The organism is Lyngbya sp. CCY1209, from assembly GCF_035615495.1.
Lineage (GTDB): Bacteria > Cyanobacteriota > Cyanobacteriia > Cyanobacteriales > Microcoleaceae > Limnospira.
In genome coordinates, this window is sequence record NZ_JAJENU010000444.1 from 33,298 (window position 1) to 55,385 (window position 22,088).

Below are 22,088 nucleotides of genomic sequence, written 5' to 3' on the forward strand. Positions count from 1 at the left end.
CCACTCCACTCCCGAATCCCGTCGATTGTTCAAAGCTGCCAAAGCTTCGCCCAATTGTAGCGCGCCAGCAGTCAGGTCGGTCAAGCCTCAAAACCGTTTGACCGCAGCCGCCGAAAAGGATACTGAGTAGAACCCTACTCAAGTCCGAGCGACATCCGGGCAGCACTGAGGACCATTCCTCAGTCTTGGAACAGCTTAAACAAGTTGATAGCCTGAAAGCCTTCCAGGTCAACCCGCCTCCCCAACCGGGGGGCAAAACCGGAAGAGGCGATCGGTATGCCTGCCCCGAACCCGGGGAACTCAATTTGATGATGCCCCGAGCATCGTCAGTTTGGCGGATTAACCGTTACGGGAAATCCCGCCCTATTGTAATGCGTAGAAAAGAGAGGCTAGTTTAAGTGTCTGTAGGTATCCTCGGCACCAAGCTCGGCATGACTCAGATATTTGACGCCGAAAGCGGAAAGGCAATTCCGGTGACGGTCGTTCAAGCCGGGCCATGCCCCATCACCCAAGTCAAAACCGAAGCGACGGACGGCTACACCGCCATCCAGGTCGGTTACGGCGAAGTTCCCAACAAAACCCGCAAGCTCAACAGCAAAAAATCGCCCGATAAAGAGGTCAACAAATACCTCAGCAGCGCCGAACAGGGGCACCTGGCGAAATCCAGCAGTCCGATGGTTCGCCACCTGAAAGAATATCGGGTCGAGAGCAGCGACAGCTTCGAGCTCGGCGGCGAAATCAAAGTCGATCGCTTCGAGCCCGGCCAACTGGTGGACGTGACCGGCATCAGCATGGGTCGCGGTTTTGCGGGCAACCAGAAACGCAATAACTTCCGGCGCGGACCGATGGCCCACGGCTCCAAAAACCATCGCCTCCCCGGTTCCATCGGACCCGGAACCACCCCAGGCCGCGTTTACCCCGGCAAGAAAATGGCGGGCCGCTACGGCGGCAAGCAGATTACCACCCGGAAGCTGACCGTCGTGCGGGTAGATGCAGAACGGAATTTGCTGTTAATTAAGGGTTCGATCCCCGGCAAACCGGGCGGCCTGCTCAATATCAAACCGGCCAACCTGGTGGGTGGCAAGTAGAGAGAAAACAGGGGGAAATATGGTTGATTGTGTCGTTCGCAACTGGCAGGGGGAAGAAGTCGGACAGGCGACCCTGGAACTGAAAGTTGCAAAAGAAGAAAACGCCTCCCACATCGTCCACAGAGCATTGGTTCGCCAGATGAACAATGGGCGTCAGGGGACGGCAAACACCAAAACCCGCGCCGAAGTGCGGGGGGGCGGCCGCAAGCCGTGGCGGCAAAAAGGGACCGGACGGGCCAGAGCCGGTTCGATCCGTTCTCCGCTGTGGCGGGGAGGCGGGATCATCTTCGGCCCCAAGCCCAGAGATTACGGCATCAAGATGAATCGCAAGGAGCGGCGCCTGGCCCTGCGGACGGCGCTGCAAAGTCGGGCCGAAGACATGGTGGTGGTGGAAAATTTTGCCACCCAACTGCCCCGGCCGAAAACCAAAGATTTGATGGCAGCTTTAGATCGGTGGGGCATCTCCGCCGGAGAGAAAGTGCTGCTGGTGTTGCCCGAAAAACAAGAAAACGTCTACCTGTCGGGTCGCAACGTGGCGAAGATGAGAATTTGTCTGGCCGACAGCTTGAACGTGTATGACGTTCTGGTGGCTGACAAAATCGTGACCACAGCCGATGCCCTTGCGAAAGTTCAGGAGGTTTATGGTGACTGAATTTAAGACCCGCGATCTAGCCGACGTGATCCGGCGTCCGATCGTGACGGAAAAAGCGACCATCCAGATGGAGCTCAACCAGTTCACGTTCGATGTCGATCCGAGGGCCGACAAACCGACCATCAAAGCGGCGATCGAACTGCTGTTTGAGGTCAAAGTTCGGAGCGTGAACACCCAAAACCCGCCGCGCCGGAAGCGCCGTGTCGGCCGGTTTTCGGGCTACAAGCCGAGTTACAAGAAAGCGATCGTCACCCTAGAGGATGGGGAACCCCTGAGAAAAATCCTCTTCCCGGAGGTTTAGGTTTAAGCCGGAACCCCAACAGGATAGGGAGGTTAGGCAAAATATCTAACTTCCACGGAAACAGACAGAGGATCGATCCAAAATGGCAATTCGTTCTTACCGACCCTACACCCCCAGTACCCGCCAACATACCGTCTCGGAATTTACAGAGGTCACTCGCGCCGAGTCGGAAAAATCCTTGACCGTCTCCAAGCACCGCAACAAAGGTCGCAACAACCGGGGCGTGATCACCTGCCGCCACCGGGGGGGCGGACACAAAAAACTGTATCGAATTATCGATTTCCGGCGCGACAAGCACAACATCCCGGCGAAAGTGGCCGAGATCGAATACGATCCCAACCGCAACGCCCGCATCGCCCTGCTGTTCTACACCGACGGCGAAAAGCGCTATATCCTGCATCCGGCGGGATTGGCCGTCGGCACCACCATCGTCTCCGGACCCGAATCCCCCATCGAAGTGGGCAACGCCCTGCCCCTGTCCAAGATCCCCCTGGGTACGAGCGTCCACAACGTGGAGATGATTCCCGGCAAAGGGGGACAGATGGTGCGAGCCGCGGGGGCCAGCGCCCAGGTGATGGCAAAAGAAGGGGATTACGTCACCCTGAAACTGCCCTCCGGGGAACAGCGGAAAATTCCCGCCCGGTGCTACGCCACCATTGGCCAGGTGGGCAACGTGGACGCCAGAAACATCAGCATCGGGAAAGCCGGTCGGAATCGGTGGTTGGGCAAGCGCCCGACGGTCCGGGGTAGCGTGATGAACCCCGTCGATCACCCCCACGGCGGCGGTGAGGGACGGGCTCCCATCGGCCGCAGCGGCCCGGTGACGCCCTGGGGCAAACCCGCCTTGGGTGCCAAGACCCGAAATCCGAAGAAGCGCAGCACGGCTTTGATCGTGCGCCGCCGTCGGAAATCCTCGAAGCGCGGCAAAGGCGGCCGTCAGACCTAAGACGGTTTGGGAGGTCGAGGCGGTTCCGGCGCGAATCGCCCCGCCGTCTGCCAGCGTTCCAACCCCATACATGAATTTCAGAACACACCATGTCTCGATCGCTAAAAAAAGGCCCATTCGTTGCCGACCACTTGCTCAAAAAAATTGAAAAGCTCAATTCCGACAAAAAGAAGGAAGTGATCAAAACTTGGTCGCGGGCTTCCACCGTCGTCCCCCAGATGGTCGGCCACACGATCGCCGTCCACAACGGCCGCCAGCACGTCCCCGTCTTTATCAACGAGCAAATGGTGGGACACAAGTTGGGCGAATTCGCCCCCACCCGCACCTTCCGAGGTCACGCCAAGAGCGATAAGAAAGCCCGCCGATAAGGAGTACAGATATGGCTGTCGATACCACTACAGAAGTTCGAGCGATCGCTCGCTACATCCGAATGTCCCCCCACAAAGTCCGGCGGGTCCTCGACCAAATTCGCGGGCGCAGCTACCGGGAAGCTTTGATCGTCCTGGAGTTCATGCCCTACCGCGCCTGCACCCCCGTGCTGAAAGTGCTGCGATCGGCCGTCGCCAACGCCGAACACAACCAGGGCTTGGATCCGGCCAATTTGGTCGTCTCCCAAGCCTTCGCCGACGCCGGACCGAGCCTCAAACGCTACCGGCCCCGCGCCCAAGGTCGAGCCTACCCGATCCGCAAGCCCACCTGCCACATCACCGTGGCGGTGGCCCCGATGGAAGATGCCGGCTAAACGGGTCGTCAAACCTGCCGGGTCGAGCATTTAAACCTTAAAGAAAGCATTTTCGGCCGGATCGCCCGTCCGTCAAACTACAGACCGAATCATTAAGCTCTTATGGGACAAAAAATACATCCGATTGGTTTTCGCCTCGGCGTCACCCAAGAACACAAATCCCGCTGGTTTGCGGATACCTCCCAGTATCCCCAACTCCTGCAAGAAGACCACACCATCCGCCAGTACATCCAAAAAAATCTCAGCAACGCCGGGATCTCCGATGTCCGCATCGAGCGCAAAGCCGACCAGATCGACCTGGAAGTTCAGACCGCCCGACCCGGTGTCGTGGTCGGCCGCGGGGGGACCGGGATCGAAGCCCTGCGCGTCGGCCTCCAGAAAGAACTCGGCAGCAACCGCCAGATCCGCATCAACGTCGTGGAAGTCTCCCGCGTCGATGCCGACGCCACCCTGATCGCCGAGTACATCGCCCAGCAGCTCGAAAAGCGGGTCTCCTTCCGCCGCGTCGTCCGCCAAGCCATCACCCGCGCCCAAAAAGCCGGCGTCGAAGGCATCAAAGTCCAGGTCAGCGGCCGCCTGAACGGGGCGGAAATCGCCCGTACCGAGTGGACCCGGGAAGGTCGGGTGCCCCTGCACACCCTGCGGGCGGATATCGACTACGCCTACTGCACCGCCCTGACGATTTACGGCATCCTCGGCGTCAAGGTGTGGATCTTCAAGGGAGAAATCATCCCCGGTCAGGAAGAAACCGCCGCCCCGGCTCCGGCTCAACCCCGGCGGAGCCGACAGCCCCGGCGACAGAAGTACGACGACCGCTCGAACGAGACTTAAGTGTAGTCTGGAGTCCCTTTAACTCCGACCCACACCCCGACCACATTGTCCACCCACCACCCCAAACGCGATCATGTTAAGTCCGAGAAGAACAAAATTCCGCAAACAACAGCGCGGCCGGATGCGGGGTCAGGCGACTCGCGGCAACGAGATCAACTTCGGCGATTTTGCCCTGCAGGCCCTCGAACCCTCCTGGATCACCTCCCGGCAAATCGAAGCGGCCCGCCGTGCCATGACCCGCTACATCCGCCGGGGCGGGAAAATCTGGATTCGCGTCTTCCCCGACAAACCCGTAACCATGCGCCCCGCCGAAACCCGGATGGGTTCCGGTAAAGGTGCGCCCGAATATTGGGTCGCCGTCGTCAAACCCGGACGCATCATGTTTGAAATCGCCGGCGTCCCCGAAAATGTCGCCCGGGAAGCCATGCGCCTCGCCGCTTTCAAACTCCCCATCAAAACCAAGTTTCTGGCCCGGGAAACCGAACAATCCTAAATTTCTACGGGAGTCGGGAGAAAAAATAATTGTCAATTATCAATTCATTCCCCACACCCCAGACCCTAATTTGAGGAACGAACCATGCCCCTTCCCAACATCGAAGATGCCAGACAGCTCGGAGATGAGGAACTGTCCGAGACCATTCTGGACATCAAAAAAGAACTGGCTAACCTGCGCCTGCTCAAAGCGACCGGGCGCCTCGAAAAGCCCCACGAAATCCGACACGCCCGCCACCGATTGGCTCAATTGCTGACCGTGGAACGGCAGAGACAGCTCGAAGCTGAAGCACCGGCGGCTGCGACGGAATGAGCGCAACTTGCACCCCGATTTCGCGGGCAAGTTTGTCCCATCTCGACCCGAACTTTTATTTCTCATTTCTCACGATCATGGCAGTTAAAGAACGAGTTGGCGTAGTCGTCAGCAACAAAATGCAAAAAACGGTGGTGGTTGCCATCGAAAACCGCTCCCCCCACCCCAAATATGGAAAAATTGTCGTGAAGACCAAGCGGTACAAAGTTCACGACGAAGAGAATGCTTGTCAGGAGGGCGATCGCGTCCGGATTCGAGAAACCCGGCCGCTGAGTCGCACCAAACGCTGGAATGTCATTGAAATTCTCAACAAAACCGGCGAGTAAATGTCAGGGGTTCGTCGTAACTACCAACCCACCTCACCATTACAGAATCGACAAGTCATTTTCTGTTTATCTTCGTCCCCTAACAACTGACAAAACGAGCACCATGATTCAACAGCAGTCCATACTCAATGTTGCGGATAACAGCGGAGCCCGCAAACTCATGTGTATCCGCGTCGTGGGTGGGGGAAATCGTCGCTACGGCAAGATCGGTGACGTGATCATCGCTGTCGTCAAAGATGCGATTCCCAACATGGCGGTCAAAAAGTCCGATATCGTCCGGGCCGTGATCGTCCGCAGCCGCCAGGGGTTGCGCCGGGACAGCGGGATGAGCATCCGGTTCGACGACAACGCCGCCGTCATCATCAACCCGGACGGCAACCCCAGAGGGACCCGGGTATTCGGACCCGTGGCGCGGGAGCTGCGGGACAAGAATTTCACCAAAATCGTTTCTCTCGCACCGGAGGTACTCTAAATCATGCCCAAGCGCAAGCGCATAGCGGCCCCACCCCAGGGCTTCAAAATGCACGTCAAAAAAGGGGATACCGTCCAGGTGATCGCCGGACGGGACAAGGGGAAGGTCGGGGAAGTGATCCGCGCCATCCCCAAACTCAGCAAAGTGGTGGTCAAAGACGTGAACGTGCGAACCAAGCACGTCAAGCCCCAACAGGAGGGCGAATCCGGCCAAATCGTCAACTTCGAGGCCCCCATCCACAGCTCCAACGTGATGCTGTATTCCACCAAAGAAAAAGTGGCCAGCCGGGTTTCCTACACCTTCACCGACGAGGGGCGGAAGGTGAGGATGCTGAAAAAAACCGGGGAAATTATCGACTGACCGGCGACGGTCAAAACTCCCCGAATTCCCCTTTTTTGACATCGAACGTCTTTCTGACAATTCCTATCCCTGACCAAGCCCAGGGAACGTATTTAGGACAGTAACTATGGCCCCGACACTCAAAACAACTTATCAGGAAACCATCGTCCCGAAACTGATGGAACAGTTCAAATATGCGAACATCCATCAGGTTCCCAAACTCGTCAAAGTCACGGTCAACCGGGGACTGGGCGAGGCGTCTCAGAACGCCAAAGCCCTGGAATCCTCGGTGAACGAACTGGCGATTATCGCGGGACAAAAACCGGTCGTCACCCGGGCGAAAAAGGCGATCGCCGGCTTCAAAATCCGCCAGGGGATGCCCGTCGGCGTCATGGTCACGCTCCGGGGCGATCGGATGTATTCCTTTCTGGAGCGCCTGATCCACCTCGCCTTGCCCCGCATCCGCGACTTTCGGGGCATCAGTCCCAAAAGTTTTGACGGCCGCGGCAACTACAGCCTGGGTGTCAAAGAACAACTGATCTTCCCAGAAATCGACTACGACAGCATCGACCAAATTCGGGGTCTGGACATCGCGATCGTGACCACGGCCGAAACCGACGAAGAAGGACGTGCCTTGCTCAAAGAAATGGGAATGCCCTTCCGGGAGAACTGAGGCAGTACAACAACGAGACAACTATGGCGACGAACGACACCATTGCAGATATGTTGACGCGCATCCGAAATTCCTGCATGGCGCGGCATCAAACGACCGAAATTCCATCCACCAAAATGACCCGCAGCATCGCCAAAGTCCTCCGGGATGAAGGCTTCATCGGGAACTTTGAAGAAACCGGCGAAGGGATCAAAAAATCTCTGGTTCTTTCCCTCAAATACAACGCCAAAACCCGCACCCCCACGATTCGCAAACTCAAGCGGGTCAGCCGCCCCGGTTTGCGCGTGTACAAAAACCGCAAAGAACTGCCCAAAGTCCTCGGCGGCATCGGCATCGCGATCATTTCCACCTCCCGGGGGGTGATGACCGACCGAGAAGCCCGACGTCAGGGCGTGGGCGGCGAAGTGCTCTGCTACGTTTGGTAACGGTCCGCCCGGCGGACGGCACCCCAACCTCCAACCATTGCTCACCGACAATCAACGAAAGGATTATGTCTAGAATTGGTAAGCGTCCAATTCCGATTCCCCCCAAAGTCACCCTTACCCTCGACGGCCAAAAAGTCACCGTCAAAGGACCCCAGGGCGAACTGTCCCGGGTACTCCCCGGCGAAGTCATCCTCGAACAGGAAGGGGACACCCTGCTCGTCAAGCGCCGGGACGAATCCCGGGTCGCCCGCCAGCGCCACGGCCTGTGCCGCACCCTGGTCGCCAACATGGTCGATGGGGTCTCCAAGGGATTTGAACGGCGCCTGGAAATCCAAGGCGTGGGATATCGGGCTCAGGTGCAAGGAAAAAACCTGATTTTAAACGTCGGCTACAGCAAGCCGGTGGAAATGAAACCGCCGGAGGGCGTCACCGTGGCCGTCGAAAATAACACCAATGTGATTGTTAGCGGAATTAATAAAGAGGTGGTCGGCAACATGGCCGCCAAAATTCGAGCCGTTCGGCCGCCGGAACCCTACAAAGGCAAAGGCATTCGCTACGCCGGGGAACAAGTCAGACGTAAAGCTGGTAAGGCAGGTAAGAAGTAATGAAGCGAACTCGTATCGAATCCCGTCAGCGCCGCCACAGCCGGGTGCGGCGCAAGGTGAACGGAACCTCCGAGCGGCCGAGGTTGGCTGTGTTCCGCTCCCACAAGCACATCTACGTCCAGGTGATCGACGACAGCCGGCAGCACACCCTGGCGGCCGCGTCGAGCTTAGACCCGGAATTGAAAACCGACCGGTCAACGGGGGCGACCTGCGACGCCTCTGTCAAAGTCGGGCAACTGATCGCCAAGCGATCGCTGGACCAGGGCATCGCACGGGTGGTGTTCGACCGGGGCGGCTACATCTACCACGGCCGCGTCAAAGCCCTGGCCGACGCGGCCCGGGAAGCCGGCTTGGAGTTTTAATGTCCCCTCAAGTGTTACGCTCAAAAGATCGGGGAGTGATGTCCAAAACCGCATGAGGAATTCAAATTATGGCAGAGCAACAACAGCGCCGTAAAAAAGGCAATCGGACAAAAGAAAAAGAATCGGAATGGCAGGAGCGGGTCGTCCAAATCCGCCGCGTTACCAAAGTGGTCAAGGGCGGTAAAAAACTCAGCTTCCGGGCGATCGTTATCGTCGGCAACGAAAAAGGCCAGGTCGGCGTCGGCGTCGGCAAGGCCGCAGACGTGATCGGTGCCGTCAAAAAGGGCGTGGCCGACGGCCGTAAGAATGTCGTCGAAGTCCCCCTGACCAAATCTAACTCCATCCCCCACCCCGCCAACGGCGAGGGCGGCGGCGCCCAGGTGATGATGCGGCCGGCAGCTCCCGGTACGGGGGTAATTGCCGGGGGAGCGGTGCGAACCGTTCTGGAACTGGCCGGGGTGAAAAATGTCCTCGCCAAGCAACTCGGCTCCAGCAACCCCCTCAACAACGCCCGGGCGACTATTGACGCCCTGTCGGGGTTGCGGACGTTCTCGGAGGTCGCCAAAGAACGCGATATCTCCATCGAACAGCTTTACGCCTGACCTCCCCTGGGGGTGGCGCAGCGGTTTGCGAACTCAATTTGACAGCTCACGAATTGCGGACAGTATAACCATGAGATTAGAAGATGCCCAGCCCAAAGCGGGCTCAAAAACCCGTCGCCGTCGCCTGGGCCGGGGGATTTCCGCCGGCCAAGGAGCCAGTTGCGGCAAGGGGATGCGGGGTCAGAAGTCGCGGTCGGGCGGCAGCACCCGGCCGGGGTTCGAGGGCGGACAAAACCCCCTCTACCGACGCCTGCCGAAGCTCAAAAGCTTCCCCCTGGTGAATCGAAAACAGTACACTACGATTAATGTGGGTCGTCTGGCTTCTCTGGATGCCAATACGGAAGTCACCCTCTCCTCTTTGATCGAAGCGGGAATTCTCACGAGCGATCGCGGGCCGCTGAAGATTTTGGGAGACGGCGAACTGAACGTGGCACTCCAGGTCAAGGCCGCCGCCTTCACCCAAAGCGCCCGCTCCAAAATCGAAGCGGCCGGGGGGAGTTGCGAAGTCTTGGGAGCCGACAACACAGGTGGAGAGGAACCGGCGGAGTCGGCCTAACCCTCTCCGTCCCAATGGTGTTTCAAGAGGTAGTCCTTCATGGTCGTCAGTCGAGAAAAAGCGCCAACTGCCCAGGAAACGTTCATGCAGATGGCTCAGGCGGCGGGGTTGCGGGGTCGAATCCTCGTGACCATCGGCCTGTTGATTTTGGTGCGCTTGGGCGTTTACCTGCCCATCCCCGGGATCGACCGGGCGGCGTTCGCCGCCAACATCCAAAATACCCCCTTTATTGGTTTTCTGGATCTGTTTTCGGGGGGCGGATTTTCGGCCCTGGGGATCTTCGCCCTGGGGATTCTGCCCTATATCAACGCTTCCATCATCATGCAGCTCATGACGGCTGCCCTCCCGAGTTTGGAAGATTTGCAGAAAAATGAAGGGGAAGCGGGACGGCGCAAAATCTCCCAAATCACCCGCTACGTGGCCCTGGGATGGGCGATTTTGCAGAGCATCGGCATCGCTATCTGGGTCAGTCCCTTCGCCCAAAATCCGAACCTGCCCCAGGCTTTGGTGATGGCTGAAGTCGTCCTCGCCCTGGCCGCGGGGTCGATGTTCGTGATGTGGGTGTCGGAACTGATCACCGAACGCGGCATCGGTAACGGCGCCTCCCTGTTGATTTTTATCAATATCGTGGCGGTGCTGCCCCGATCGCTGGGCGACACCATCGAGTTGGCCCAGAGCGGCGATCGCGCCATCGTCGGCCGGGTGATTATTTTACTCGCTATCTTCCTGGCGATGATCGTCGGCATTGTCTTCGTTCAGGAGGGAAGCCGCCGCATCCCCATTGTTTCAGCCCGCCGCCAGGTCGGCCGCAAGCTGTACCGGGAAAAAACCAGCTACCTGCCCCTGCGTCTGAACCAGGGCGGGGTGATGCCGATCATCTTCGCTTCGGCGGTGCTGATCCTGCCGTTGTCGCTGTCCCAGTTCGCCAACAATCCGGTCTTGGTGCAAATTTCCACCTACCTGAGCCCCGGCGGTCCGACTCCCTGGCTCTACATCGCCTTTTACTTGCTGCTGATCCTATTCTTCAGCTATTTCTACGCCTCCCTGATCATGAACCCCGTGGACATGGCTCAGAACTTGAAAAAGATGGGGGCAAGTATTCCTGGCATCCGTCCGGGGCGGGCGACGAGCGAATATATCGAGCGGGTCCTCAATCGCCTCACCTTTTTGGGGGCGATTTTCCTCGGCATGGTGGCGATCATTCCCACGGTGGTGGAAAGTGCCACCCGGGTGCCGACGTTCCGGGGATTCGGGGCGACCTCCCTGCTGATTTTGGTGGGGGTGGCGATCGATACGGCCAAGCAAGTTCAAACCTACGTCATCTCGCAAAGATATGAAGGAATGGTGAAACGATAGTGCAACAAGTGATTTTTTTGGGGCCGCCCGGATCGGGGAAGGGAACCCAAGCGGCCCGCATCGCCGAAATCCTGCAAATCCCCCACATTTCCACCGGAGACATTTTGAGAGCGAACGTCTCTCGGGAAACGCCCCTCGGCCAACAAGCCAAAACCTACATGGACCGGGGCGATTTAGTCCCCGACCAGCTCGTTTTGGATATGGTCGAGGAGCGGTTGAAAGAACCCGACGCCCAAAAGGGCTGGATTCTGGACGGGTTCCCCCGCACCGTATCCCAAGCGGAATTTGTGGAGGAAAAATTGTTGGATTCCGACGGCAGTTCGTCGGGGGGCGAATTGCAGGCGATCAACCTCGATGTCCCGGATGATGTCCTCGTGGAACGACTGTTGGCCCGCGGCCGTCAGGACGACAACGAGGAGACGATCCGCCGCCGCCTGCAGGTGTATCGGGAACAGACCGCCCCGCTGATCGAGTTTTACAGCGATCGCGGGCAACTGCACGACGTGGACGGCGATCGCTCGATGGACGAAGTGACGGCCTGCCTGAAAAAGGCGATCGCCCCCGAATGACTGCCATTCCTCCCCGACTGCATCTAGCCCGCCGACCAATGGGGAAGATTCACCGAAGGATTGATGGTTCTGGGAGAGCTTCGCTCTAAATTTTTGATAAGATCTGTTAAGAAATGCATCCGGATGCCAATCCCCAAATCTACCGGGCTAGATTGAAGCAGTCCGCCCCGACCGTTCACCTGTCGAATTGAGGAATTAACAGTTTGTCCAAACAAGACTTGATCGAAATGGAAGGAACCGTCACCGAGTCCCTTCCTAACGCCATGTTTCGGGTCGATCTCGATAACGGATTTAATGTACTTGCCCACATTTCCGGTAAAATCCGCCGCAATTACATTAAAATTCTGCCGGGCGATCGCGTCAAGGTCGAATTGACGCCCTACGACCTCACCAAAGGTCGGATCACATATCGCCTGAAAAAGAAATAGGTGCAGGGAAAGTTGTTAATTCATCCAGGTTGATTCACCTCAACCCTGGATCGATCGCCCTCGTCTGTGATATAATTATAAATTTGTTGTAGTGTTGCTCTATATCGCATGAAAGTTCGAGCATCAGTCCGGAAAATGTGTGAAAAGTGTCGCATCATTCGCCGCCGCGGCCGGGTGATGGTGATTTGCTCCAACCCCAAACACAAACAGAGGCAAGGATAGCGGGGGCCGACCCTCTATCCAGCTTTCCATGTCGAGCCCCCAGTTGCTCGCTGGAATAGACCGATTAGCGGGAAATACAGCGCTTCACCGAATCCCAATTGCCGAACGCCAGCGACACGCTCCGAGGAGGTTCATGACTGCGCCGAGGTTAGCTCACGGCCCGCCAGTCAGTCCCCCCTCGCCGGCAGTGAGACGTCGAAACTCGTCTGACTCGCCCCATTCTAAAGAAACGACTCGGCATCGTAATTCATTTTGACACAGCACGATTATTAGGGAGAGAAAAACGTGGCACGGATAGCCGGAGTAGACCTTCCACGCGACAAGCGCGTTGAAATCGGTCTGACTTACATCTATGGAATCGGACTGTCTCGGTCCAAAGAAATCCTCGCGCAGACGGGCGTCAACCCCGATACCCGGGTGAAAGACCTCAGCGATGCGGAAGTCGCCGAGTTGCGTTCCGTCGTCCAGACCCAATACCAGGTCGAAGGGGACCTGCGACGCCTCGAAGCCATGAACATCAAACGTCTGATGGACATCGGCACCTATCGCGGCCGCCGTCACCGGATGGGCCTGCCCGTCCGGGGCCAGCGGACTCGCACCAACGCCCGAACCCGGCGGGGGACCCGTCGCACCGTGGCCGGCAAGAAGAAAGCCGCGGCCAAGAAATAGAATTTTGCCGGGTTCCGAACCGTTCGCCTGCTGTATTTTCCAATTCAGTGGGCATTGAATTCACTCAAAGAGATCGTTAAAGAGACAGCTATGGCGCGACAAACCAAGAAAACCGGAGCAAAAAAGCAAAAGCGGAACGTACCGAACGGAGTGGCTTACATTCAGTCTACGTTTAACAACACAATTGTAACGATTACCGATCAGAACGGCGAGGTCGTCTCCTGGGCTTCCGCCGGTTCCACCGGCTTTAAGGGGGCCAAAAAAGGGACACCCTTCGCGGCCCAGACGGCGGCCGAGAGCGCCGGACGTCGGGCTGGCGACCAGGGAATGCGCCAAATTGAAGTCATGGTGAGCGGCCCGGGTTCGGGCCGAGAGACGGCCATCCGAGCCCTGCAGGGCGCCGGACTGGAAATCACGCTGATTCGAGATGTCACCCCAATTCCCCACAATGGCTGTCGCCCTCCCAAGCGGCGTCGGGTTTAGTCCTGTTATGGAGTCGTAAACGTCATGAAAAATGAGAAGTGGCATCCCCGAGACTTTTCATTTTTCATTTTTAATGAATCAATTCCAATGTTTGGGGGTTACAGGAGAAGGGAGGTCAATCGGTGGCGCAGTTTAAGATTGAGTGTATTGAATCCAGCATGGATACTGACCGCAGTCAGTATGGCAAATTTGTCCTCGGGCCGTTGGATCGGGGGCAAGGCATTACCGTTGGAAATGCACTGAGGCGGGTGCTGCTGTCCAATTTGGAAGGAGCTGCCATCACTGCCGTCCGAATTGCCGGCGTCAACCACGAGTTTGCAACGATTGAGGGAGTCCGGGAGGATGTCCTGGAGATCCTGCTGAATTTGAAAGAGGTCGTTCTCAAAAGTTATTCCTATCAGAAGCAGATCGGAAGGCTCCTGGTACAGGGACCGGCGACCGTGACGGCCGGTCACTTCGATTTGCCCTCGGAAGCAGAGGTCGTCGATAAAAATCAATATATTGCCACCTTGTCTCCGGGGTCAACTCTGGAGATGGAGTGCCAGATCGAGAAGGGGACGGGGTATCGAGCCGTCGAGCGCGGCCGGGACGAATCCAGCGCTTTGGACTTTCTCCAAATTGATTCGGTGTTCATGCCGGTGCGGAAGGTGAACTGCACCGTGGAGGATGCCCGGGACGGGGGGTCGATGGAGAAGGATCGGCTAACCTTGGAAATCTGGACTAATGGTAGTTTGACACCGCAGGAGGCCCTCAGTCAAGCGGCGGCCATTCTGGTGGATCTGTTCGGCGCCCTCAAGGATATCAATCTGGAATCCATCAAGAGCGACCAGACGGATGATGTCGATCCCACCAGTCAAATTCCCATCGAAGAGCTACAGCTTTCGGTTCGGGCCTACAACTGCCTGAAACGAGCGCAGATCAACTCCGTCGCCGACCTCCGGGATTACACCGAAGAAGATCTCCTCGAGATCAAAAATTTCGGTCAAAAGTCGGCCGAAGAGGTGATCGAAGCCCTTCAAAAACGCCTGGGCATCACGTTGCCCCGGGAGCGGGCCTCAAAAACCTAAGTGAGGCTCGCCATTCGAGCGGGGGCTGATTTCCCCCAACTTGCAGCAGTTCATTAGTACCGATCGAAATACTTGTCATGCGTCATCGTCGTCGTATTCCCAAACTCGGCAAACCGGCCGACCAGCGAAAAGCCCTGTTGCGATCGCTGACCACCGAACTGATCCGCCACGGCCGGATCACCACCACCAAAACCCGGGCGAAAGCCCTGCGGATGGAGGCAGAGCGGATGATCACCCTCGCCAAGGACGGCTCCCTGGCGTCCCGCCGTCGGGCGATGGGTTACATCTATGACAAACAACTGGTTCACGCCCTGTTTGAAGGGGCCAAGGATCGTTACGGCGATCGCGACGGGGGCTATACCCGCATCGTCCGCACCGTGCGCCGCCGGGGGGACAACTCGGAAATGGCAATCATCGAACTGGTTTAGGCTCGTTCCGCCATTGCCCATGACCGACCTGCAGCGCGTCGCCATCGTCATCCAATACCGGGGGACCCACTTCCACGGATGGCAGCGCCAACCCAACGGGCGGACGGTTCAGGAGGAGATCGAAACGGCGATCGCGGGGGTTTTGAACCGGGAGCGAGTCCCCGTCCACGCGGCGGGACGCACCGATGCCGGAGTCCACGCGGCGGCCCAAGTCGCCCACTTCGACGCCCCCGCCCACATTCCGGGCTACCGCTGGGCAACCATCCTCAACGGCCGCCTGCCGGACGACGTGCTGATCCGGGCGTCGGCTCAAGTTCCCCCCGACTGGCACGCCCGCTTTTCCGCCCAGTGGCGGCGCTACCGATATACCCTGTACACCGAGGCGCGGCCCAACCTGTTCGTCAGGCCCTACGTCTGGCACTACTACCAGGCACCCCTGGATGAAACCCTCATCCTCGCAGCCCTGAAACCCTTGCTGGGACGCCACCACCTGTCCGCCTTCCAGCGGGCCGGGTCGAGTCGGCCCCACGCCTGGGTGGATGTCCAGGATGTCCGATGTTGGCGGCGGGACTCGTTCATCCATATTGAAGTCCAAGCCAGCGGATTTCTGTATGGGATGATGCGGTTCCTCGTCGGGTTGCTGGTACAGGTGGGGACCCAAGAGCGATCGCTCGAAAACTTCAAAGATATCTGGGTCAACGAACGCCGGGAAGTCGTTAAATCCTCCGCCCCCGCCCGGGGTCTGTGCCTGTTGCGGGTGGGCTACCCCGACTTCCCCTTCACACCCGATATCTGGTTCGACACCCTCCCCCAATTTTGCTTCCCCCAGACCGATAAATAGAAGGATACAGTTCAAATGATGACCAAAACTTACCTGCCAGCCGTTGACTCCATCGAACGAAAATGGTATGTCATCGACGCGGCCGACCAGCGCCTCGGCCGTCTGGCCAGCGAAATCGCCCAAATTATCCGGGGCAAAAATAAACCCACCTACACCCCCCACATGGACACTGGGGATTTTGTCGTCGTCATCAACGCCGAAAAAGTTCAGGTGACGGGCCGAAAGCGGGAACAAAAACTCTACCGCCGCCACTCCGGCAGACCCGGGGGGATGAAAACCGAAACCTTCGCCAAGCTGCAAGATCGCGTCCCCGAGCGGATTATCGAGCAGGCGGTGAAGGGGATGCTGCCGAAAAACGCCCTGGGACGGCAACTGTTCACAAAGCTGAAAGTGTACGCCGGCCCCAACCACCCCCACCAAGCCCAACAGCCCGAGTCCATCACCATCAACACCATTCCCACAGGAGATAAATAATGCAAGCGACAGATACCGGCAAAGCAGTTTACTGGGGCACCGGTCGGCGGAAATCGTCGATCGCCCGCGTGCGTTTGGTTCCCGGCAGCGGCCAGTTGCTCGTCAACGGCCGGGAAGGGGAAAATTACCTGCAATTCAACCACAGCTACCTCTCCGCCACCCGAGCCCCCCTGGAAACCCTGGGGTTGGAAAATGACTACGATATCCTGGTCAACGTCAAGGGCGGCGGGCTGACCGGACAGGCCGAGGCGATCCGCCTGGGCGTGGCCCGCGCCCTGTGCGAGTTGAACCCCGAGAACCGCCAACCCCTAAAGGTGGAAGGCTACCTGACCCGTGACCCCCGAGCCAAAGAGCGGAAAAAATACGGGCTGCGGAAAGCGCGGAAAGCTCCCCAATACTCGAAGCGATAAACTGCCGCAGGATTGCCAGGAAAGGGGGAAAGGCGGGATTTTTCCCTTCCCCCGGTTATTCCCGCCCGACATTCGTTCCGGCGGAACCGTCATTTTCCCGACTCCCGACTCCCGACTCCCGACTCCCTAACAACCGACTCCCGCACACAGGCGATCGCCACTAAAATAATAACTGAACGTCAATCCAACAAATTTGTAAATCGAACCATGCCAAAACCCGACATCCACCCCAAATGGTATCCGGAAGCCGAAGTCATCTGCAACGGCGAAGTTGTCATGAAAGTCGGCTCCACCCAACCCACCCTGCACGTCGATGTCTGGTCCGGGAACCACCCGTTTTACACCGGAACCCAGAAAATGATCGACACCGAAGGACGGGTCGAGCGCTTCCTCCGCAAATACGGCATGATCGACGAAAGCCAAACCGAAGACAAAAAATAGCCCGGTTGTCAATTGTCCGTCGTCTGTTGTCCGTAGCTCTCACTACCGACAACCGACCAATTTTAGGGTTCCGGTTCTCAGAAAATAACTGAGGGATAGCGCTCACGAACCGGAGCTGACCCGATCGCAAACCCTCGCTTCGACAACCGACAACTGACAAAAGGCAACCTAAAAATGGCTGAAAGTTATTTATTAGACAAACTCAAATCCGTCGAGCAAACCTTCCAGGAGCTGACCCTGCGGCTGGCCGACCCGGAAATTACCACCGACCCGGAGGAATTTCAGCGGGTGGCTAAAGCCCGATCTTCCCTGGAAGATGTGGTGAACGCCTATCAGGAATGGAAGGCAGCCCAGACGGAGTTGGCCGGGGCTAAACAGATCCTGAAAGAGGCGGGGGGCGACCCCGAAATGAAGGAGATGGCGGCGTCGGAAGTGGAAGAACTCGGCGCCGAACTCGAACGGCTCGAAACGCGACTCAAGATCCTCCTGCTCCCCCAAGATCCCAACGACGACAAAAATATCATGTTGGAGATCCGGGCCGGAACCGGGGGGGACGAAGCCAGCATTTGGGCCGGGGATTTGGTGCGGATGTATTCCCGCTACGCCGAAGGCCAGGGCTGGCGGGTGAAAATGTTGAGCGAGTCCCCGGCGGATATGGGGGGATTCAAAGAAGCGATCCTGGAAATTCAGGGCGCGAACGTTTACAGCCAGCTCAAATTCGAGGCGGGGGTGCACCGGGTGCAGCGGGTCCCCGTCACCGAAGCCGGGGGGCGAGTCCACACCTCCACCGCCACGGTGGCCGTGATGCCGGAGGTGGACGATGTGGAAGTGGAAATCGATGCCAAGGACATCGAGATCAGCACGGCGCGATCGGGCGGTGCCGGGGGTCAGAACGTCAACAAGGTGGAGACGGCCGTTGACCTGTTCCACAAACCCACGGGTATCCGGATTTTCTGTACCGAGGAACGCAGCCAGCTCCAGAACCGGGAGCGGGCCCTGCAAATTTTGCGGGCGAAGTTGTACGAGGCGAAGTTGCGGGAACAGCAAGAAGCCGTCACGTCCATGCGGCGATCGCAGGTGGGGACGGGTTCCCGCTCCGAAAAAATCCGCACCTACAACTACAAGGATAACCGCGTCACCGACCACCGCCTGGGTCAGAACTTCTCCCTGGCGCCGATTTTAGAAGGTGGCATGGGGGACGTGGTGCAAGCCTGCGTCATTCAAGACCAGCAGGAACGGCTGGCGGAGTTGGCCGAATCGACCACCACCGCATCGGTCTAATTTCCGATTTCCGTTCCATCCCGGCGAGGACTTTGGCGAGTCCCGCCTTTTTTTTGGGGAGAGAGGCGACCGGAGGCGACCGGAGGCGACCGGAGGCAGGTGAGGGAGCAAGTTGATATAGCGATCGCCAGAACGGTTGGGACAGATCTGCCAATTGAGTTCACTCGCCTTGAAATGAATTTCAAGGCTCACAGCAAAAGTCCACGCTTGCGTGGACTCAGTTGGACATTGATTGTCCGAACCGCCAAGGCGGTTGCCATATCAGAGCCAGTTTTTGAACCGTACAAACTCCCCAATCATCTGAATATGATTTTCGCTACAAGAAAAGGGAATTGATTCCCAAGCGGTCTGGATGTTCCACCCGTTTCTATTCTTCCTCCGCTCCCTCCGCTTCCTCCGCTCCCTCCGCTTCCTCCGCTCCCTCCGCTTCCTCCGCTCCCTTAGCTTCCTCCGCTTCCTCCGCTCCCTTAGCTTCCTCCGCTTACCGAAGCTTCCTCCGCTTCCTCCGCTCCCTTAGCTTCCTCCGCTTCCTCCGCTTCCTCCGCCCCCTCCGCTCCCCCCGCCCACACCCCACACCCCACCGAGCACACCCCATCCCCACATTTTGCCTGAAAATAAACAGTTCGATAAGATAATTAAGGGAGAAACTGTGGTTTCTGTTCGGCGAGAAGCGACCCGATTGAATTTGAGGTGATGGGGACTTCGCTCACAGTCCGGAACCCTGACGAACGCAGTCTAAAGTTGAGAGATGCCCAAAAACAAACTCAAATTGATGGTGGTTGACGACGAACCCGATAACCTGGATTTGCTGTATCGAACGTTTCGCCGAGAATTTCGGGTATTTCGAGCCGAAAGTCCGACGGCGGCGTTGGAACTGCTGGAAACCGAGGGAGAAATGGCGATCGTCATCTCCGATCAGAGTATGCCGGAAATGACGGGCATCGAATTTTTGCGGAAAACCGTCGCCCCGTTTCCGGAGATGATCCGAATTTTACTCAGCGGTTACTCGGCGGAAATGCTCGACCCCTCGGGAGAAACCCTGAAAGCGGCGGATATTTTTGCCTGTATTACGAAACCCTGGGACCCGGCGGTATTTGAGGAGACGATCGCAAAGGCAAAGGCGACTTATCAGCAGCGGCAGGCGGAAAAAAATTCCTGACCTTCGGGAGCGATCGCCTCACCTCCAGAAGGGATTAATTTTTGTTAAGATGCAAGGCGGGCGAGGGATTTTAGACCGCTCAATTTTCGTTTGCCCGAACGCCCCCGTTGTCGTCCTAGGAGACTTTCGATGCTGCGACTCGAACACATCAGCAAAATTTACCCCACGGGAACCGTCCTCAAAGATATCAACTGGGAAGTCAAACCCGGCGATCGCATCGGTTTAGTCGGAGTCAACGGGGCGGGAAAATCCACCCAACTCAAAATTATCGCCGGGGAAACCGAACCCACTTCCGGGGAGGTGATCCGCCCGTCGAGCCTCCACATCGCCTATCTGACGCAGGAATTTGAAGTCGATCCCGGGCGCACGGTGCGGGAAGAATTTTGGACGGTATTCACGGAAGCCAACGCCACCCACGAGGCTCTGGGCCGGGTGCAGCGGGAGATGGAAACCGCCGACCCCGATCGCCTCGACGACTTGATCCACGAATTAGACCGGCTGCAGCGGAAATTTGAGGCTTTGGACGGCTACGGTTTGGAGGCGAAAATCGAGAAAATTCTGCCGGAGATGGGGTTTGAAATCGAAGACGGCGATCGCCTGGTGAGCGCCTTCAGCGGCGGCTGGCAGATGCGGATGAGTTTGGGTAAAATCCTCCTCCAAGCCCCCGATTTGCTGCTCCTGGACGAGCCGACCAACCATTTGGATTTGGAAACCATCGAATGGTTGGAAACCTACTTGAAAGGCCTGACGACGCCGATGGTGATCGTCTCCCACGACCGGGAATTTTTGGACCGCCTCTGCACCCAAATTGTGGAGACGGAGCGCGGCGTTTCCCAGACCTATTTGGGGAACTATTCCGCCTACCTGCAACAAAAAGCGGAGGGCCAGGTCGCCCAACTGAGCGCCTACGAACGGCAGCAAAAAGAAATCGAAAAGCAGCAGGAATTTGTCGAGAAATTCCGCGCCAGCGCCACCCGCAGCACCCAGGCTAAAAGCCGGGAAAAGCAACTGGAAAAAATCGAGCGCATCGAAGCGCCGACTGCTTCTTTGAAGACATTGAAATTCCGGTTTCCCCCCGCCCCCCGCAGCGGCCGGGAGGTGGTGACAATCAAAGACTTGGTTCATACTTACGACGAAAAGATCCTATTTTTGGGGGCGAATTTGGCGATCGAACGGGGCGATCGCGTGGCGTTTCTAGGCCCCAACGGCTGCGGCAAATCCACCCTCCTCCGCATGATGATGGGGATGGAAAAACCCACCGAAGGCACGGTGACGCTGGGCTCTCACAACGTCATCCCCGGCTACTTTGAACAGAACCAAGCCGAGGCTCTGGACTTGAGCCGGACGGTGATGGAAACCATCCACGACGAGGTTCCCGACTGGAAAAATGAGGAGGTCCGCACGCTGTTGGGCCGGTTCTTATTCAGCGGGGAAACGGTGTTTAAAAAAGTGCAGGCGTTGAGCGGGGGAGAAAAGGCGCGGCTGGCCCTGGCGAAAATGTTGCTGCAACCGGTCAATTTGCTGATGTTGGACGAGCCGACGAACCACTTGGATATTCCGGCGAAGGAGATGATGGAGGAAGCGCTCCAGAATTACGACGGGACGGTTTTGTTGGTTTCCCACGATCGCTATTTTATCTCCCAAGTGGCGACCAAAATTGTGGAAATCCGCGACGGGGAATTCCGCGTCTATCTGGGGGATTACCACTACTATCTCGACAAACTCGCCGAGGAGAAGGAACAGGAACGGCAGGCCAAAATAGCGGCGGAGAAGGCGGCGAAAAAGGCGGCTAAGACGGCGAAGAAGAAGGCGGCGGCAAAGCGGCGGTAAGTTGGGGTTGAGTTGTTGTGCTTCAGCCCCTTTCGGGGGCGCTAAAGCGCAACAACGAGTTAATTCTATTCCGATTCCGGTGCAATAGATTTCAATCAAAATATATGGTTATCACGGAAACTCGTTATTATACGCCAGAAGAATATTTGGAACTCGAAGAAAAATCCGAAGTTAAACACGAATATCGAGATGGAAAGATTATTCCCATGACAGGCGGAACGACCAATCATAACGAAGTGGCGGGCAGTTTGTACGCCTATCTGAGATTCGCACTTCGGAAAAAGGATTTTCGCGTTTATATCGGCGATGTCAAAGTTTGGATTCCCCGATATCGACAATACACTTATCCGGATGTCATGGTGATTCGGGGCGAACCCGTCTATGCCGGAAAAGGAAAAACCACCGTGATGAATCCTTCAGTTGTCGCGGAAGTTTTATCCAAATCGACCCAAAATTATGACCAGGGTGATCAATTCAAATACTATCGTTCGATTCCGGAAATGAAGGAATATATTTTAATCGACCCCAAACAATTCTATGTCATGCAATTTGTTAAAAACTCAGTCGGCCAATGGGTGTTGACTGAGTACGAGGGCGAGGATAATTTATTGAAATTTGATTCGGTAGAATTTGAAATTCCTTTCGGCGATTTATACGAGGGTGTCGATTTTACGAAGGTCGAGGAATAAATGATACCGAGATCCG

At 57.2% G+C, this 22,088-nt stretch carries 34 protein-coding genes; all 34 read left to right on the top strand.

The window, feature by feature from the left end:
* Positions 1-398: 398 nt before the first annotated feature.
* The 34 genes from rplC to LKE08_RS13890 all read left to right on the top strand — a co-directional run bounded on the left by rplC (position 399) and on the right by LKE08_RS13890 (position 22,072).
* Entirely contained in the window at positions 399-1,088 is a 690-nt protein-coding gene (gene rplC, locus LKE08_RS13725; protein WP_324704798.1) for a 50S ribosomal protein L3, read from the top strand.
* 19 nt (positions 1,089-1,107) lie between these two features.
* Entirely contained in the window at positions 1,108-1,740 is a 633-nt protein-coding gene (gene rplD, locus LKE08_RS13730; protein ID WP_324704799.1) for a 50S ribosomal protein L4, read from the top strand.
* Positions 1,730-2,041, top strand: coding sequence for a 50S ribosomal protein L23 (locus LKE08_RS13735; protein ID WP_324704800.1), 312 nt, complete (start codon positions 1,730-1,732; stop codon positions 2,039-2,041). The genes rplD and LKE08_RS13735 overlap by 11 nt, the downstream gene beginning before the upstream one ends.
* Before the next feature lie 82 nt (positions 2,042-2,123).
* Positions 2,124-2,987 (top strand): 50S ribosomal protein L2, encoded by an 864-nt coding sequence (gene rplB, locus LKE08_RS13740; protein WP_324704801.1) that lies wholly within the window; start codon positions 2,124-2,126, stop codon positions 2,985-2,987.
* 89 nt (positions 2,988-3,076) lie between these two features.
* Positions 3,077-3,355, top strand: a complete 279-nt coding sequence (rpsS, locus tag LKE08_RS13745; RefSeq protein ID WP_324704802.1) for a 30S ribosomal protein S19 — start codon at positions 3,077-3,079, stop codon at positions 3,353-3,355.
* An 11-nt stretch (positions 3,356-3,366) separates the two neighbouring features.
* Positions 3,367-3,729, top strand: coding sequence for a 50S ribosomal protein L22 (gene rplV / locus LKE08_RS13750; RefSeq protein ID WP_324704803.1), 363 nt, complete (start codon positions 3,367-3,369; stop codon positions 3,727-3,729).
* Between the two features lie 102 nt (positions 3,730-3,831).
* Complete coding sequence (gene rpsC / locus LKE08_RS13755) at positions 3,832-4,560, top strand: 30S ribosomal protein S3 (protein ID WP_324704804.1); 729 nt, start codon at positions 3,832-3,834, stop codon at positions 4,558-4,560.
* A gap of 73 nt (positions 4,561-4,633) precedes the next feature.
* Positions 4,634-5,053 (top strand): 50S ribosomal protein L16, encoded by a 420-nt coding sequence (gene rplP, locus LKE08_RS13760; protein ID WP_324704805.1) that lies wholly within the window; start codon positions 4,634-4,636, stop codon positions 5,051-5,053.
* 84 nt (positions 5,054-5,137) lie between these two features.
* Positions 5,138-5,365, top strand: a complete 228-nt coding sequence (rpmC, locus tag LKE08_RS13765) for a 50S ribosomal protein L29 (protein ID WP_324704806.1) — start codon at positions 5,138-5,140, stop codon at positions 5,363-5,365.
* A 77-nt stretch (positions 5,366-5,442) separates the two neighbouring features.
* Positions 5,443-5,691, top strand: a complete 249-nt coding sequence (gene rpsQ / locus LKE08_RS13770) for a 30S ribosomal protein S17 (protein WP_324704807.1) — start codon at positions 5,443-5,445, stop codon at positions 5,689-5,691.
* Between the two features lie 103 nt (positions 5,692-5,794).
* Positions 5,795-6,163, top strand: a complete 369-nt coding sequence (rplN, locus tag LKE08_RS13775; RefSeq protein ID WP_324704808.1) for a 50S ribosomal protein L14 — start codon at positions 5,795-5,797, stop codon at positions 6,161-6,163.
* A 3-nt stretch (positions 6,164-6,166) separates the two neighbouring features.
* A complete protein-coding gene (gene rplX, locus LKE08_RS13780) occupies positions 6,167-6,523 on the top strand; it encodes a 50S ribosomal protein L24 (RefSeq protein ID WP_324704809.1) in 357 nt (118 codons plus the stop codon).
* A 106-nt stretch (positions 6,524-6,629) separates the two neighbouring features.
* Positions 6,630-7,175 (top strand): 50S ribosomal protein L5, encoded by a 546-nt coding sequence (gene rplE / locus LKE08_RS13785; protein ID WP_324704810.1) that lies wholly within the window; start codon positions 6,630-6,632, stop codon positions 7,173-7,175.
* A gap of 23 nt (positions 7,176-7,198) precedes the next feature.
* Positions 7,199-7,600 (top strand): 30S ribosomal protein S8, encoded by a 402-nt coding sequence (gene rpsH, locus LKE08_RS13790; RefSeq protein ID WP_324704811.1) that lies wholly within the window; start codon positions 7,199-7,201, stop codon positions 7,598-7,600.
* Positions 7,601-7,665: 65 nt separating this feature from the next.
* A complete protein-coding gene (gene rplF / locus LKE08_RS13795; protein ID WP_324704812.1) occupies positions 7,666-8,205 on the top strand; it encodes a 50S ribosomal protein L6 in 540 nt (179 codons plus the stop codon).
* Positions 8,205-8,567, top strand: a complete 363-nt coding sequence (gene rplR / locus LKE08_RS13800) for a 50S ribosomal protein L18 (RefSeq protein WP_324704813.1) — start codon at positions 8,205-8,207, stop codon at positions 8,565-8,567. Before rplF ends, rplR begins: the two co-directional genes overlap by 1 nt.
* A 68-nt stretch (positions 8,568-8,635) precedes the next feature.
* Positions 8,636-9,169, top strand: a complete 534-nt coding sequence (gene rpsE, locus LKE08_RS13805; RefSeq protein WP_324704814.1) for a 30S ribosomal protein S5 — start codon at positions 8,636-8,638, stop codon at positions 9,167-9,169.
* Between the two features lie 70 nt (positions 9,170-9,239).
* Positions 9,240-9,725: a 50S ribosomal protein L15 gene (rplO, locus tag LKE08_RS13810; protein WP_324704815.1), complete on the top strand. Its 486-nt coding sequence runs from the start codon at positions 9,240-9,242 to the stop codon at positions 9,723-9,725.
* 39 nt (positions 9,726-9,764) lie between these two features.
* Positions 9,765-11,081, top strand: coding sequence for a preprotein translocase subunit SecY (gene secY / locus LKE08_RS13815; protein WP_324704816.1), 1,317 nt, complete (start codon positions 9,765-9,767; stop codon positions 11,079-11,081).
* Positions 11,081-11,650, top strand: a complete 570-nt coding sequence (locus LKE08_RS13820; protein ID WP_324704817.1) for an adenylate kinase — start codon at positions 11,081-11,083, stop codon at positions 11,648-11,650. The genes secY and LKE08_RS13820 overlap by 1 nt, the downstream gene beginning before the upstream one ends.
* Before the next feature lie 203 nt (positions 11,651-11,853).
* Entirely contained in the window at positions 11,854-12,078 is a 225-nt protein-coding gene (infA, locus tag LKE08_RS13825) for a translation initiation factor IF-1 (protein WP_009782729.1), read from the top strand.
* Positions 12,079-12,186: 108 nt separating this feature from the next.
* Positions 12,187-12,300 carry a 50S ribosomal protein L36 gene (gene rpmJ, locus LKE08_RS13830; RefSeq protein ID WP_324704818.1) on the top strand — a complete coding sequence of 38 codons (114 nt, stop codon included), beginning with the start codon at positions 12,187-12,189 and terminating at the stop codon, positions 12,298-12,300.
* 285 nt (positions 12,301-12,585) lie between these two features.
* Positions 12,586-12,969 carry a 30S ribosomal protein S13 gene (rpsM, locus tag LKE08_RS13835; protein ID WP_324704819.1) on the top strand — a complete coding sequence of 128 codons (384 nt, stop codon included), beginning with the start codon at positions 12,586-12,588 and terminating at the stop codon, positions 12,967-12,969.
* A gap of 90 nt (positions 12,970-13,059) precedes the next feature.
* On the top strand, positions 13,060-13,452 hold the full coding sequence (gene rpsK / locus LKE08_RS13840) for a 30S ribosomal protein S11 (RefSeq protein WP_324704820.1): 393 nt from the start codon (positions 13,060-13,062) through the stop codon (positions 13,450-13,452).
* A gap of 122 nt (positions 13,453-13,574) precedes the next feature.
* A complete protein-coding gene (locus tag LKE08_RS13845) occupies positions 13,575-14,519 on the top strand; it encodes a DNA-directed RNA polymerase subunit alpha (protein ID WP_324704821.1) in 945 nt (314 codons plus the stop codon).
* Between the two features lie 77 nt (positions 14,520-14,596).
* Positions 14,597-14,947, top strand: coding sequence for a 50S ribosomal protein L17 (gene rplQ, locus LKE08_RS13850; RefSeq protein WP_324704822.1), 351 nt, complete (start codon positions 14,597-14,599; stop codon positions 14,945-14,947).
* A 19-nt stretch (positions 14,948-14,966) separates the two neighbouring features.
* Complete coding sequence (gene truA, locus LKE08_RS13855; protein ID WP_324704823.1) at positions 14,967-15,788, top strand: tRNA pseudouridine(38-40) synthase TruA; 822 nt, start codon at positions 14,967-14,969, stop codon at positions 15,786-15,788.
* Positions 15,789-15,806: 18 nt separating this feature from the next.
* The gene (rplM, locus tag LKE08_RS13860; RefSeq protein ID WP_324704835.1) at positions 15,807-16,262 is read left to right on the top strand and encodes a 50S ribosomal protein L13; all 456 of its coding nucleotides are present in this window, start codon (positions 15,807-15,809) and stop codon (positions 16,260-16,262) included.
* On the top strand, positions 16,262-16,672 hold the full coding sequence (gene rpsI / locus LKE08_RS13865) for a 30S ribosomal protein S9 (RefSeq protein ID WP_324704824.1): 411 nt from the start codon (positions 16,262-16,264) through the stop codon (positions 16,670-16,672). The genes rplM and rpsI overlap by 1 nt, the downstream gene beginning before the upstream one ends.
* A gap of 207 nt (positions 16,673-16,879) precedes the next feature.
* Positions 16,880-17,113, top strand: a complete 234-nt coding sequence (gene rpmE, locus LKE08_RS13870) for a 50S ribosomal protein L31 (RefSeq protein WP_324704825.1) — start codon at positions 16,880-16,882, stop codon at positions 17,111-17,113.
* Positions 17,114-17,287: 174 nt separating this feature from the next.
* A complete protein-coding gene (gene prfA / locus LKE08_RS13875; protein WP_324704826.1) occupies positions 17,288-18,394 on the top strand; it encodes a peptide chain release factor 1 in 1,107 nt (368 codons plus the stop codon).
* A 748-nt stretch (positions 18,395-19,142) separates the two neighbouring features.
* Positions 19,143-19,553 (top strand): response regulator, encoded by a 411-nt coding sequence (locus tag LKE08_RS13880; RefSeq protein ID WP_324704827.1) that lies wholly within the window; start codon positions 19,143-19,145, stop codon positions 19,551-19,553.
* A gap of 129 nt (positions 19,554-19,682) precedes the next feature.
* A complete protein-coding gene (locus tag LKE08_RS13885) occupies positions 19,683-21,383 on the top strand; it encodes an ABC-F family ATP-binding cassette domain-containing protein (protein ID WP_324704828.1) in 1,701 nt (566 codons plus the stop codon).
* A gap of 104 nt (positions 21,384-21,487) precedes the next feature.
* Positions 21,488-22,072 (top strand): Uma2 family endonuclease, encoded by a 585-nt coding sequence (locus LKE08_RS13890; RefSeq protein WP_324704829.1) that lies wholly within the window; start codon positions 21,488-21,490, stop codon positions 22,070-22,072.
* The last annotated feature ends 16 nt before the right edge of the window (positions 22,073-22,088 follow it).